13 protein-coding genes are annotated in these 13202 nt (G+C 69.2%); 6 read left to right on the top strand and 7 right to left on the bottom strand.

Annotated elements, in window-relative coordinates; translation table 11 throughout:
• Positions 1-2: 2 nt before the first annotated feature.
• The 3 genes from EUA06_RS08605 to EUA06_RS08595 are packed head-to-tail and all read right to left on the bottom strand — an operon-like array spanning position 3 to position 3462.
• The gene (locus tag EUA06_RS08605) at positions 3-779 is read right to left on the bottom strand and encodes a succinate dehydrogenase/fumarate reductase iron-sulfur subunit (RefSeq protein WP_129474628.1); all 777 of its coding nucleotides are present in this window, start codon (positions 777-779) and stop codon (positions 3-5) included.
• On the bottom strand, positions 776-2641 hold the full coding sequence (locus tag EUA06_RS08600) for a fumarate reductase/succinate dehydrogenase flavoprotein subunit (RefSeq protein ID WP_207208269.1): 1866 nt from the start codon (positions 2639-2641) through the stop codon (positions 776-778). Before EUA06_RS08600 ends, EUA06_RS08605 begins: the two co-directional genes overlap by 4 nt.
• Positions 2641-3462 (bottom strand): hypothetical protein, encoded by an 822-nt coding sequence (locus EUA06_RS08595; protein WP_129474627.1) that lies wholly within the window; start codon positions 3460-3462, stop codon positions 2641-2643. Before EUA06_RS08595 ends, EUA06_RS08600 begins: the two co-directional genes overlap by 1 nt.
• 107 nt (positions 3463-3569) lie before the next feature.
• Here EUA06_RS08595 and EUA06_RS08590 point away from each other — a divergent pair, with 107 nt between their 5' ends.
• The 3 genes from EUA06_RS08590 to EUA06_RS08580 are packed head-to-tail and all read left to right on the top strand — an operon-like array spanning position 3570 to position 7074.
• The gene (locus EUA06_RS08590; protein ID WP_129474626.1) at positions 3570-4280 is read left to right on the top strand and encodes a succinate dehydrogenase cytochrome b subunit; all 711 of its coding nucleotides are present in this window, start codon (positions 3570-3572) and stop codon (positions 4278-4280) included.
• Positions 4281-4312: 32 nt separating this feature from the next.
• Positions 4313-6334: a fumarate reductase/succinate dehydrogenase flavoprotein subunit gene (locus EUA06_RS08585; RefSeq protein WP_129475035.1), complete on the top strand. Its 2022-nt coding sequence runs from the start codon at positions 4313-4315 to the stop codon at positions 6332-6334.
• A complete protein-coding gene (locus EUA06_RS08580; RefSeq protein WP_129474625.1) occupies positions 6331-7074 on the top strand; it encodes a succinate dehydrogenase/fumarate reductase iron-sulfur subunit in 744 nt (247 codons plus the stop codon). Before EUA06_RS08585 ends, EUA06_RS08580 begins: the two co-directional genes overlap by 4 nt.
• 155 nt (positions 7075-7229) lie before the next feature.
• Here EUA06_RS08580 and EUA06_RS08575 read toward each other — a convergent pair whose 3' ends face one another.
• The 4 genes from EUA06_RS08575 to trpS all read right to left on the bottom strand — a co-directional run bounded on the left by EUA06_RS08575 (position 7230) and on the right by trpS (position 11065).
• Positions 7230-8171: a hypothetical protein gene (locus EUA06_RS08575; protein ID WP_129474624.1), complete on the bottom strand. Its 942-nt coding sequence runs from the start codon at positions 8169-8171 to the stop codon at positions 7230-7232.
• Positions 8172-8434: 263 nt separating this feature from the next.
• Entirely contained in the window at positions 8435-9496 is a 1062-nt protein-coding gene (locus tag EUA06_RS08570) for a YihY/virulence factor BrkB family protein (protein ID WP_129474623.1), read from the bottom strand.
• Positions 9496-10005, bottom strand: a complete 510-nt coding sequence (locus EUA06_RS08565; protein WP_129474622.1) for a 2'-5' RNA ligase family protein — start codon at positions 10003-10005, stop codon at positions 9496-9498. Before EUA06_RS08565 ends, EUA06_RS08570 begins: the two co-directional genes overlap by 1 nt.
• Before the next feature lie 10 nt (positions 10006-10015).
• Positions 10016-11065, bottom strand: coding sequence for a tryptophan--tRNA ligase (trpS, locus tag EUA06_RS08560; RefSeq protein WP_129474621.1), 1050 nt, complete (start codon positions 11063-11065; stop codon positions 10016-10018).
• A 94-nt stretch (positions 11066-11159) separates the two neighbouring features.
• On the opposite strand from trpS, the gene EUA06_RS22350 reads away from it, so the two are divergent.
• Genes EUA06_RS22350 through EUA06_RS08550 form a run of 3 tightly spaced genes read left to right on the top strand, consistent with a single transcriptional unit; the run spans position 11160 to position 13164 of the window.
• Positions 11160-11330: a hypothetical protein gene (locus EUA06_RS22350; protein ID WP_165354315.1), complete on the top strand. Its 171-nt coding sequence runs from the start codon at positions 11160-11162 to the stop codon at positions 11328-11330.
• A gap of 31 nt (positions 11331-11361) precedes the next feature.
• Positions 11362-11883 (top strand): DUF4328 domain-containing protein, encoded by a 522-nt coding sequence (locus EUA06_RS08555; RefSeq protein ID WP_129474620.1) that lies wholly within the window; start codon positions 11362-11364, stop codon positions 11881-11883.
• Between the two features lie 45 nt (positions 11884-11928).
• Positions 11929-13164: a lipase family protein gene (locus tag EUA06_RS08550; RefSeq protein ID WP_129474619.1), complete on the top strand. Its 1236-nt coding sequence runs from the start codon at positions 11929-11931 to the stop codon at positions 13162-13164.
• The last annotated feature ends 38 nt before the right edge of the window (positions 13165-13202 follow it).

Below are 13202 nucleotides of genomic sequence, written 5' to 3'. Positions count from 1 at the left end.
GCTCACACCTCGGTGCGGCCGTCGTTGTCCTTGTTGCGGATACCGATCTTGTTGCCCAGCCACACGAGCGGATCGAACTTCTTGTCGACGACCCTCTCCTTCATCGGGATGATCGCGTTGTCGGTGATCTGGATGCCCTCGGGACAGACCTCCGTGCAGCACTTGGTGATGTTGCACATGCCGAGGCCGGCAGCCCCCTGGGCCAGCTCGCGCCGGTCGTGGGTGTCGAGGGGGTGCATGTCGAGCTCGGCGTAGCGCAGGAAGAAGCGCGGACCCGCGAACGCCTCCTTGTTGTCCTCGTGGTCGCGCACGACGTGGCAGACGTTCTGGCACAGGAAGCACTCGATGCACTTGCGGAACTCCTGGCCCCGCTCGACGTCGACCTGCGCCATCCGCCGCTTGCCGTCCGCGTCTCGCGGCGGCGGCGAGAACGACGGCAGCTCCTTGGCCTTCTCGTAGTTGAACGAGACGTCGGTGACGAGGTCGCGGATCACCGGGAACGAACGCATCGGCGTCACCGTGATGGTCTCGTCCTCCTCGAAGTCCGAGAGCCGGCACATGCACATCAGCCGCGGTCGGCCGTTGACCTCGGCGCTGCACGAGCCGCACTTGCCGGCCTTGCAGTTCCAGCGCACGGCGAGGTCGCCCGCCTGGGTGGCCTGCACGCGGTGGATCGCGTCGAGCACGACCTCGCCCTCGGACACCTCGACCGGGAAGTCCTCGACGGCACCGCCGTCCTTGTCGCCCCGCCAGATCCGCAGCTTGAGTGTGTAGCTCATGCGAAGTACCCCTTCAGCTCGTCGGGCATCTCGGGCAACGGCTTCTCGTGGAGGTCGACACCCGTGCCCGCCTCGTTGAGGTTCACGACCAGGTTCTTCGTGCCCCACTCGTCGTTCGGACCTGGGAAGTCGTCGCGGGTGTGGCCGCCGCGCGACTCCTCGCGCGCGAGCGCCGCCTTGGCGATGCACTCCGAGACGATCAGCATGTTGCGCAGGTCGAGGGCGAGGTGCCAGCCGGGGTTGTACTGCCGGTGCCCCTCGACGACCATCGTGCTCGCGCGCACCTTGAACGCCTCGATCTCGGCGAGCGACTCCTCGAGCTCGGTGCGGGTGCGGATGATGCCGACGAGGTCGTTCATAGACTGCTGCAGGTCGGACTGGATCGTGTACGGGTTCTCCCCGCCCTCGACCTCGAACGGTGCCAGCGCGCTCGTCTGCGCGGCCTTGACGTCGGCCTCGTCGACCCGCGGGCGGTGGTCCCCCAGCGACGCGGCGTACGTCGTCGCCGCCTCGCCGGCCCGCTTGCCGAAGACCAGCAGGTCCCCGAGCGAGTTGCCGCCCAGCCGGTTGGAGCCGTGCATGCCGCCGGAGCACTCGCCGACCGCGTAGAGCCCCGTGACCGCGCTCTCCTGGGTGTCGGCGTCGACCTCGACGCCGCCCATCACGTAGTGGCAGGTCGGGCCGATCTCCATCGGCTCGGCGGTGATGTCGACGTCCGCGAGCTCCTTGAACTGGTGGTACATCGACGGCAGCCGCTTGCGGATGAACTCGGGCGTACGACGTGACGCGATGTCGAGGTAGATCCCGCCGTGCGGCGTGCCCCGACCGGCCTTGATCTCCGAGTTGATCGCGCGGGCGACCTCGTCGCGCGGCAGCAGCTCGGGGGGCCGACGGTTGTTCTTCTTGTCGTCGTACCAGGCGTCGGCCTCCTCGACCGTGTCCGCCGTCTCCGCCTTGAAGAACTCCGGGATGTAGTCGAACATGAAGCGCTTGCCCTCGGAGTTCTTCAGGATGCCGCCGTCGCCGCGCACCGACTCCGTCACGAGCAGCCCCTTCACCGAGGGCGGCCAGACCATCCCCGTCGGGTGGAACTGGACGAACTCCATGTTGATCAGGCTCGCTCCGGCCCGCATCGCGAGCGCGTGGCCGTCCCCGGTGTACTCCCACGAGTTCGAGGTGACCTTGAAGGACTTGCCGATGCCGCCGGTCGCGAGGATCACGGACGGCGCGTCGAAGACGATGAAGCGGCCCGACTCCCGCCAGTAGGCGAACGCGCCGGCGACCTTGCTCCCGTCCTTGAAGATGTCGGTGACCGTGCACTCCATGAAGACGTCGATGCCGAGCGCGACCGCGCGCTGCTGGAGCGTGCGGATCATCTCGAGGCCGGTGCGGTCGCCGACGTGCGCGAGCCGGGCGTACTTGTGGCCGCCGAAGTCGCGCTGGCTGATCAGCCCGTCGTCGGTGCGGTCGAAGAGCGCGCCCCAGTCCTCGAGCTCCTGCACCCGCTCGGGAGCCTCCTGGGCGTGCAGCTGGGCCATCCGCCAGTTGTTGAGCATCTTGCCGCCGCGCATGGTGTCGCGGAAGTGGACCTCCCAGTTGTCCTCCGGCCAGCGGTTGCCCATCGCCGCGGCGATGCCGCCCTCGGCCATCACGGTGTGGGCCTTGCCGAGCAGCGACTTGCACACGATCGCCGTACGCGCCCCGGACTCGTGGGCCGCGATCGCCGCGCGCAGGCCGGCGCCGCCGGCCCCGATCACGACGACGTCGTAGGTGTGGCGCTCCATCCCACCCTGCGCGTCGCCGGACAGTGCGTTGCCGGTCATCGGGTGGCGACCCTCGGCCGGCCCGTTCGTCTCGCTCATCAGAAGAACCTCAGGTCCTGGATCGTGCCGGTGGCCAGCAGGAAGATGTAGAGGTCGACGAGGGCGACCGAGAACAGCGAGTACCACGCCCACCGACCGTGGCTGCCGTTGAGCTTCGAGACCCAGGTCCACAGCTTGTAGCGGACCGGGTGCTTCGAGAAGTGCCGCAGCCGGCCACCGACGACGTGGCGGCACGAGTGGCACGAGAGCGTGTAGAGCCAGATGAAGACGACGTTGGCGATCATCAGCAGGGTGCCGAGGCCCATGTGGATGCCGCTGGTCTCGCCGTCGCCGACGGCGTACTCCGCCGGCATCGGCCGGAAGGCCAGGACGACGTCGAAGGTCAGCACCAGGCCGACCAGCACGGCGGCGTACCAGAAGTAGCGGTGCACGTTCTGGAGGATCAGCGGGAACTTCGTCTCACCGGAGTAGGCGCTGTGGGGCTCGGCGACGCCGCACGCCGGCGGGCTCAGCCAGAACGCCCGGTAGTAGGCCTTGCGGTAGTAGTAGCAGGTCATCCGGAAGCCCAGCGGGAAGATCAGGATGATCAGCGCCGCGGAGAGCGGCCACCAGCTGAAGGGCTGGCCGAAGTCGGAGGCACCCTCGACGCAGTCGCCCAGGCAGGGCGAGTAGAACGGCGACAGGTAGGGCGAGGCGTAGTAGTCGCGGCCCATGAACGCGCGGACCGTCGCGTAGACCACGAAGGCCGAGAAGACCACGAACGTCGTCAGCGGCTGGAGCCACCATCGGTCCTCGCGGAGCGTCCGCGCGTCGATGCGCGCCCGGCCCGGACTGGTCACGCCGTGATCAGTGGTTGCCATGCGGCGACTATGTCTTGTGTCACACCTGAGCGGAAGACAACGCGCCCACGAAAACCTCACACGGCCTCGGCGCGTCGCACGCGTGGACGCCGCGATACCGTGAACGAGTGGCAACAACGACCAAGACCCCCACCCTTGTGAAGGGCGCACGTGCCTCGCGCACGACGATCGCCCTCAAGCTGGGCATGGCGATCAGCGGCATCCTCTTCCTCGGGTTCGTGCTCGCGCACATGTACGGCAACCTCAAGGCCTTCGCCGGGCACGACGCCTTCAACGAGTACGCCGAGCACCTCCGTGAGATCGGCGAGCCGATGCTCCCGCACGAGGGCCTGCTCTGGATCCTCCGCGTCGGGCTCATCGGCGCGCTCGTGGTGCACGTCTACTGCGCCGTCGTGCTGTGGCGCCGGGCGGCCCGTGCCCGCGGCACCAAGTACGTCACCAAGAAGCAGACCGGCGCGACCCGCGCCAGCCTGATGATGCGCTGGGGCGGCGTCACCATCCTGCTGTTCCTCGTCTGGCACCTGCTGAACTTCACGATCGGCAAGGTCAACGTGCAGGGCGGGGCCACCAACGACCCCTACAACCTGCTCGTCGACAGCTTCGAGGTGTGGTGGCTGACGCTCATCTACATCGTCGCGATGCTCGCCCTCGGCGCGCACCTGCACCACGGCATCTGGAGCGCCGCCCAGACGCTCGGCTGGACCGGCACCGCGGCCAAGCGCCAGCGGGCCAAGACGGTCGGCTTCATCACTGCGCTGATCGTCACGGTCGGCTTCTCCCTCGTCCCGCTCGGCGTGCTCGTCGGCATCATCAAGTAAGGGGTTCACGCGTGAGCAACCACGACATGGACATGCCCGACACCGTCACTGCGGCGGAGGCCTCGCTCTCCGGCTTCCTCGACGGCGACTACGACGACGCCGTGGGCTACTACACGCCGGGCACGCCGCTGGTCGACACCAAGGCCCCGGACGGCCCGATCGCCGAGCGCTGGCAGAATCGCAAGCTCGAGGCCCGCCTCGTCAACCCGTCCAACCGGCGCAAGCTGTCCGTCATCATCGTCGGCACCGGCCTGGCCGGCGCCTCGGCCGCCGCGACGCTCGGCGAGGCCGGCTACAACGTGAAGGCGTTCTGCTACCAGGACTCCCCGCGACGCGCGCACTCCATCGCCGCGCAGGGCGGCATCAATGCCGCGAAGAACTACAAGGAGGACGGTGACTCGGTCCACCGCCTCTTCTACGACACCGTCAAGGGCGGCGACTACCGCTCGCGCGAGTCCAACGTCTACCGCCTCGCCGAGGTCAGCACGAACATCATCGACCAGTGCGTCGCGCAGGGCGTCCCGTTCGCCCGCGAGTACGGCGGCCTGCTCGACAACCGCTCCTTCGGCGGCGTCCAGGTCTCCCGCACGTTCTACGCGCGCGGCCAGACCGGCCAGCAGCTGCTGATCGGCGCCTACCAGGCGCTCGAGCGCCAGGTCGCGGCCGGCACCGTGTCGACATACACCCGTCACGAGATGCTCGAGCTCATCACCGTCGACGACAAGGCGCGCGGCATCGTCGCCCGCGACATGGTCACCGGTGAGATCCAGACCCACCTCGCCGACGTCGTCGTGCTGGCGTCGGGCGGCTACGGCAACGTGTTCTACCTGTCGACCAACGCGATGGGCTGCAACGTCACCGCTGCCTGGCGTGCGCACCGCAAGGGGGCCTACATGGCCAACCCCTGCTACACGCAGATCCACCCGACCTGCATCCCGGTCTCGGGCTCGCACCAGTCCAAGCTGACGCTGATGTCGGAGTCGCTGCGCAACGACGGCCGGATCTGGGTCCCGAAGAACCAGGCCGACTGCGACAAGGACCCGCGCGACATCCCCGAGGAGGACCGCGACTACTACCTGGAGCGGATCTACCCCTCCTTCGGCAACCTGGTCCCCCGCGACATCGCCTCGCGTGCGGCGAAGAACGTCTGCGACGAGGGTCGCGGTGTCGGGCCCGAGGTCGACGGCGTACGACGTGGGGTCTACCTCGACTTCGCCAGCGCCATCGAGCGCCTCGGCGAGCAGGGCATCACGGAGAAGTACGACAACCTCTTCGACATGTACGAGCGGATCACGGGCGAGAACCCGTTCGAGGTCCCGATGCGGATCTACCCCGCCGTGCACTACGTGATGGGCGGCCTGTGGGTCGACTACGACCTCCAGTCGACGATCCCCGGGCTGTTCGTGACCGGCGAGGCGAACTTCTCCGACCACGGCGCCAACCGCCTCGGCGCATCGGCGCTGATGCAGGGCCTGGCCGACGGCTACTTCGTCCTCCCCCACACCATCCGCGACTACCTCGCGGACGGGCCGTTCGAGGAGATCACCGAGGACCACCCGGCCGTGGTCGAGGCGCGCGAGTCCGTCAAGGGCCGCATCGACCACTTCCTGTCCGTCAACGGCACCCGCAGCGTCGACTCGTACCACCGCGAGCTCGGCAACATCATGTGGGAGTACTGCGGCATGGAGCGGACCGAGACCGGCCTGAAGAAGGCCATCGACCTCATCCGCTCGCTGAAGGACGACTTCTACCGCAACGTGAAGGTCCTCGGCGGCGCGGAGACGCTCAACCAGTCGCTCGAGAAGGCCGGCCGGGTAGCCGACTTCTTCGAGCTCGGCGAGCTGATGTGCATCGACGCCCTCAACCGGCGCGAGTCCTGCGGCGGCCACTTCCGTGGCGAGTCGCAGACCGAGGACGGCGAGGCGCTGCGCCACGACGACGAGTACGCCTACGTCGCCGCCTGGGAGTGGGCCGGCGAGGACTCGATCCCCGTCCTGCACAAGGAAGACCTCGTCTACACCGCCATCGAGATGAAGCAGCGGAGCTACAAGTGAAACTGACCCTGAAGATCTGGCGCCAGGACGGCCCCACGGCCGAGGGCGCCATCCACACCTACCAGCTCGACGACGTCTCCCCCGACATGTCCTTCCTCGAGATGCTCGACGTGCTCAACGAGCAGCTCAATGCCGAGGGCGAGGAGCCGATCGCGTTCGACTCCGACTGTCGCGAGGGCATCTGCGGCATGTGCGGGCTGATGATCAACGGCGACGCGCACGGGCCGGAGGTCACCACGACCTGCCAGCTGCACATGCGGTCGTTCAGCGACGGCGAGACCATCACCATCGAGCCGTGGCGCTCCGAGGCCTTCCCGGTCCTCAAGGACCTGGTCGTGGACCGCAGCGCCTTCGACCGCATCATCCAGCAGGGTGGCTACATCTCGGTCAACACCGGCTCGGCCCCCGAGGCCCACTCGGTGCCCGTCCCGCGTGACGACGCGCTGAGGGCCTTCAACGTCGCCACCTGCATCGGCTGCGGCGCCTGCGTCGCCGCCTGCCCCAACGGCTCGGCCTCGCTCTTCATGGGTGCCAAGATCACGCACCTCGGCGAGCTCCCGCAGGGCCAGCCCGAGCGCGACAGCCGCGTGGTGAACATGGTCGCCCAGCACGACCACGAGGGCTTCGGCGGCTGCACCAACATCGGCGCCTGCACCGCCGCCTGCCCCAAGGAGATCCCGCTCGACGTGATCTCCCAGCTCAACAAGGACCTGCGGACCGCGATCAAGCACGGCCACTGAGCCTCGTCCTGACCTCCGCTCGAGCGGTGGTCCACCCACATTCCTGAGTCCGGGAACGTGGGTGGGCCACCGCTCGTGTGCGTGTCGGGCACGACACCCCCGTGGGCGGTGGTCCAGCCACCTTCGGCGGCACGAGAATGTGGCTGCATCACCGCTCACGCGGCACGCTTCGGGCGTACGACGTCCGCGACCCGCCGGAACAGGCTGTCCCACTGCTCCCCGAACTCTGGCGGTGGCCCGTCGTACCCGCGGGCGACCAGCGCGCGGTGCACCAGTCGGACCGTCGCCTTCGGTGAGCGCATCCGCTCCTTGGTGACCAGCTCGTAGGGCACCTCGTGCCGGCGGTAGAGGGCGTAGCGATCGATGTCGGCGACGTACTGCCCGCGGTCATCCTGGTGCTGTCCGCCTTCGTACTCGACGACCTGCTCGTAGTGCGTGAACCGGAAGTCAGGTGTCAGCTCGACCCCGGGCGCCACCTCGATCGCGACGTTGACCTCGGGCATCGGCAGGCCTGCGAATACGAAGAACGTCAGCAGCTCTGCCTCGGCCATCGATCTGCACCGGCCGTCCAGGAGCGACAGGACGTACGCCGTCTCGACGACGCCTCGGCGCCACTTCTCCTCCGTCAGGATCCGGTCGAGGAGGTCGAGGTCGAGCCGCTCCTTGTTGAGCAGCACGCAGCCCACCTTGATCGCGTCGAGGAGGCGCGCCTCCGCGCAGAACGCGACGAAGGCGGCTTCGGCGGTCACTCCCTCGTCGTCGGACGGCGGCATCTTGACGGTGCGGTGGAGGAACACGTCGTCCAGCTCGAGGTGGAGGTCGCCCTCCACCACGAAGTGCAGGGGCCACTCGCTGCCCACCGCAAATCCGAGCTGGCGCAGCCGGGTCGCACCGGTCGTACGCGCCGAGTCCGGCAGCGCCAACCTCGCTGCTTCGACGTGGTCCTCCCAGGACATCTCGTGATCGCGCTGCGCGTAGACGCCCTTGTGGAGCCGTCGGAACCGCACTCCCTCCAGCACGCGGGCCGGGATGCCCTTGTCGAGGGCCTCCCGGCGCCCGAACGGTCGGTGGAGGAAGTCGTCGAGGATGGTGAACATCTGCCCATCGCGCCACGTCGGCGGCCAGTCACGCCTCGTACGACTCCCAGTCCTGTGGAGAAGCCGCGTGCAGGCCTGTGTGTGGACGTCGACTGGCCACGTGTGGAGCGGTGGTCCACCCACATTCGGGCGCCAGGAAATGTCGCTCCACCACCGCTCGAGGCATGTCCAGCGGGGACACGCCCGTGGGCGGTGATCCAGCCACATTCGATGGCACGAAAATGTGGCTCCACCACCGCTAAGGGGACAGTGGGTGGAGGCGGTCAGCGGCGGCGGCGTACGACCGCGACCACCCCGAGCATCGCGGCGGCGCCGGCGGCGAAGGCGGTCCTCGGCGAGGAGGACGGCCCGACTCCGGGCGACGACGAGGCGGGTACGACGTCCGCTGCCTCGGCGAGGTCGATCCTCGGGCCCTCGACGGTCTGCTCGGCCACGGTGCGGGCCTCGCGGGCGGCGCGGGCCTCGGGCGAGGTGTGCGCCCAGGCGGCGGCGAACACCACGACCCGGGAGAAGTAGTTGATCCAGACCAGGAGGATCAGTGCGATGCCGAAGGCCTGGAAGGCGTCGGAGTTGGCGGTCGACTTCAGCAGCAGCGTCGAGACCTGCTTGAGGACCTCGAAGGCGATGGCGCCGAGCAGGGCACCCGACCAGAGTGAGCGCGTGGGAACGTCTGGCGCGGCGAGGAGGCGGAAGAAGGCGAAGAAGAGGACGGTGTTCGCCGCCATGCCGACGGCGATCGCCAGCACCACCAGGAGCACCGCTCCGACGGTGCCGAGCTGCAGCGCGTCGAGGATCGGGGTGAGCACCTTGGTCGCGACGCCCGACACGGCGACGCTGAACACCAGCACCGATCCGAGGGAGAGCAGGGCGAGGACGTCGCGGATCTTGCCCTTCACGAAGCTCGGCTGGTCCCGCTCGGGCTCCTCGAACACCGCGACGAGCGCCTGGCGCATGCCGGAGAGCCAGCCGAGCCCGGAGTAGAGCGCCAGCAGGATGCCGACGCTGAAGATGCCGGGCGCAGCGCCCTGGAGGGTCTCGAGCGAGATCCCGTTCTCGCCGCCGATGAGGTTGGGGAGCACCGAGTTCGCCGCGTCGAGGAGCGTGTCCTGCGCGTTCGCGTAGACCTTCGTCACCTGGCCGAAGACCGCGAAGGCCAGCGCGAGGATCGGGAAGAAGGACAGGAAGGCGAAGTACGTCACCGCGGCGGCCAGTGCGTTGCCGTTGACGTCGCCGTAGTGCTCGACCATCCGGACGACGTGGTCGACGAGCGGTCGGCGCTCACGGACCTCGTGGATCCGCGCCTTCACTCCCGAGAGGAGGGCCATCAGCCGAGCCCGAACTCGTGCGTGGGAACCCAGCCGGTGTCGTCGTCGTGGACGTAGAGGCTGAAGGCCGCGGCGTCGAAGGAGCACTCGAAGTCCTGCAGCTCACCGAAGGCGCGGTCGAGCGTCGCGTCGTCGAGGTGGTGGGCGATCGTCACGTGCGGGTGGTAGGGGAAGGGCAGGTCGACCTCGAGCGGACCGCTGCGTACGGCGTCGGCGAGCAGCTCGCACGCCGAGATGCCCTCGGCGACCGTCACGAACACCACGGGCGAGACCGGCCGGAAGGTGCCGGTGCCCCGCAGGTGGATGTCGAAGGGCTCCACCGCGGCCGCGGCGGAGGCGAGGTGCTCGGCGACCGGCTCGATGTCGTCGGCGGCCAGCTCGGTGGGCGGGATCAGCGTGATGTGCGTCGGGATCTGCGCAGCCGTCGTGTCGCCGATCGACGTGCGGTAGTCCTGAAGCTCGCTGGCCCAGGGTTCCGGGATCGCGATGGCTACTCCGATGGTGGGCACGGATACGACCCTAGCTGCCGGACCTCGGCAGGAATCCCACCCGTTCGTACACGTCCCGCAGCGTCGCGTCGGCCACCTCGGTCGCGCGGTCGGCACCGGCGGCCAGGATCGACTCCAGCTCCGAGCGGTCGTCGAGCAGCTCGTGCACGCGGTCGCGGAAGGGCGTCACGAAGTCGACGACGACCTGTGCGACCTCGCCCTTGAGGTCGCCGTAGCCCTTGCCCTCGAAGGAGGCGACGAGGTCGTCGATGTCCGCGCCGCTGAGCGCCGAGTGGATGTTGAGCAGGTTGGAGACGCCGGGCTTGTTCTCGGGGTCGAAGCGGATCTCGGTCTCCGAGTCGGTGACGGCGGAGCGGATCTTCTTCGCGGAGACCTTGGGGTCGTCGAGCAGCCAGATGCAGCCGCTGCCGCCGATGCTCTTGGACATCTGCTTCTCCACGAGCTGGAGGTCGTAGATCTTCGCGGTGCTCGCCATGATGTAGGGCTCGGGCAGCCGGAAGGTCTTCTTGAACCTGCTGTTGAACCGCTGCGCGAGGTCGCGGGTGAGCTCGAGGTGCTGTCGCTGGTCCTCGCCGACCGGGACGTACTGCGGCCGGTAGAGCAGGATGTCGGCGGCCTGGAGGATCGGGTAGGTGAAGAGGCCGACGCTCGCGGCGCCCTCGCCGCCCTTGGCCGACTTGTCCTTGAACTGTGTCATCCGGCGCGCCTCGCCGAAGCCGGTGAGGCACTCCAGCACCCACCCCGCCTGCGTGTGCGCGGGCACCTGGCTCTGCACGAAGATCGTCGCCCGGTCGGGGTCGACGCCGGCCGCCAGGAGCTGGGCCACGGAGACGAGGGTGCGCTCGCGCAGCAGCTTCGGGTCGTGCGGCATCGTGATCGAGTGCAGGTCCGCGACGAAGAAGAAGGGGTCGAACTCGTCCTGCAGCGCCACCCACTGCTTCAGCGCGCCCAGGAAGTTGCCGAGGTGGAACGAGTCGGCGGTGGGCTGGATGCCGGAGAGCACCCGGGGCCGGGACGTCCCGGCGCCCGTCGTGGGGGTGGACGGCGTGGAGGCGGACATGCGCGCGATTGTGTCAAAGCGGCCGGGCCCGGGAGCAGGCGAGGGTACTGTCCCGGCGAGCGGTGAGCGGTCACTGCACGAGACGGGGGTCCCGATGACGAGCGAGCAGGCGCCACAGCAGTACTACGGACCACCTCCGCCCGGAGCGGTTCCTCCGTCCGTGCCCGAGGGACTCGCACTGGCGGTGCTCCTGCTGGGCGGCATCTACACGCTGGTCGAGGTGCTCCTGTTCGCCACCTCGTTCGGCGCCCGATGCCTACGGTGAGGCCGCGCGGACGGGCACCCCCTCCGGCGAGGTGTGGACGACGTACGACCTGCTGGGTGCGGGGTACCTCGTGCTGTTCCCGCTGTGGATCGTCACCAGCGTGTTCCTCCGCCGCGCTCGTCGGCGGGCCATCGCCCTGGCACCCGGGTTCACGCACGAGCGCGGCCCCGTCTGGACCTGGCTGGGCTGGGTGGTGCCGATCGTCAGCCTCTGGTTCCCCTTCCAGGTGGTGCGCGACATCGCGCGCAACGCGTGGCGCGACCCGTGGGGCGACCAGCGGCAGCACCTCAACCTCGGGTTCTGGTGGGCCGCGTGGCTCGTGACCTTTCTCGTGGGACGGGCCGTCGACCGCTCGATCCCGTGGTCCGGCGTGCCCGACGCCGACGCCGTCGGCAGGCTCCCGTTCCTGCACGGCATCGCGGCGGTGGCCACGGTCATCGGCTTCGTGCTGTGGATGCGGATCGTGAGCTCCGTGGTCACAGCCCTCAAGATGCCACCGAGCCCGGCGGACGTGACGGACGTCACACTGCGCCCCGATGTGACTCGCGAGTAGGTTCCCAGCAGGAGGCCGGTCCGGGTCCGGCCGAGGGAGGAACCCATGTCACTCGTCCGCCGCGCCAGCACCACGCTCGCCGCCCTGCTCACCGCCGCGTCCGCGGTCGTGGCCATCGGTACGCCGACGGCCACCGCCGTCGTCCCCGAACCGCCCCGGCCCGCCTTCTACGAGGCCCCCGCGGTCCTGCCCGGCGCCAACGGGGCGGTGATCCGCAGCGAGAAGATGACGTTCCTGCTCGACCCGCTCGACGCCACCAGCCTGGTGCGCAACGCCCAACGGGTGCTCTACCGCACCACCAACCGCACCGGTGAGGCCATCGCCGTCTCCGGCACGGTGCTGGTGCCGACCTCGCCGTGGATCGGCCTCGGCACGCGGCCGGTCATCGGCTACGCACCCGGCACGCAGGGCATGGCCGACCGGTGCGCCCCGTCGCGACAGTTCTCCGAAGGCATCGAGTACGAAGGCGTCGGGATCGAGGGCCTGCTGCAGCGCGGCTACGCCGTGGCGATGCCTGACTACGAGGGCCTCGGCACCGTCGGGATCCACACCTACATGGACCGGGTGTCCCAGGGTCGCGCCACGCTCGACGTCGTACGAGCCGCGCAGCGCCTGTCGGGCACCGGCCTCACCACCAGCAGCCCGGTCGGGATCATGGGCTACTCGCAGGGCGGCGGCGCCGCGGCGTCGGCCGTCGAGCTCGCCCCGACCTACGCCCCGGACCTCAGGGTGAAGGGCGCGGTCGTCGGCGCGGTCCCGGCCGACCTCGCCCAGGTGGCCGGCGCCCTCGACGGCGGGCTCTACTCCGCCTTCGCCTACTTCGCGCTCCGGGGCCTCTCGGCCAGCTACGACGTCGACCTCTCCCCCTACCTCAACGACCGCGGTCGCGCCGTCAGCGACCAGGTCGAGACCGAGTGCGTCTTCGACCTGCTCAACCACGCCTTCGTGAAGTCGTCGACCCTCAGCGCGAGCGGTCGGCCGATGTCGGAGCTGATGGCGGTCGAGCCGTTCCGGTCGATCGTCGAGGCCCAGCGGATCGGCACCGTCAGGCCGACCGTGCCGGTGCTCGTCACCCACTCCGCGCTCGACGACGTGATCCCCTACGCCGTCGGCAAGCAGATGGCGAGGTCGTGGTGCGGCAAGGGAGCAAACGTCCGCTTCTCGACCAACGTCGCACCCGGCCACGTCGGCGGCATCGTGCCGCAGACGGTCGAGGCGCTGCCGTTCTTCGAGGCGCGGTTCGCCGGGCTCCCCCAGGTCAGCAACTGCTGGCTGATCTGAGTCGTCCGCACGGGGGTGCAACCGTCCGGCGGTCCCAC

It is taken from the genome of Nocardioides glacieisoli (assembly GCF_004137245.1).
Lineage (GTDB): Bacteria > Actinomycetota > Actinomycetes > Propionibacteriales > Nocardioidaceae > Nocardioides > Nocardioides glacieisoli.
Note: the sequence above shows the minus strand (reverse complement) of the source record. Positions and strands in the feature narration are given on the sequence as shown.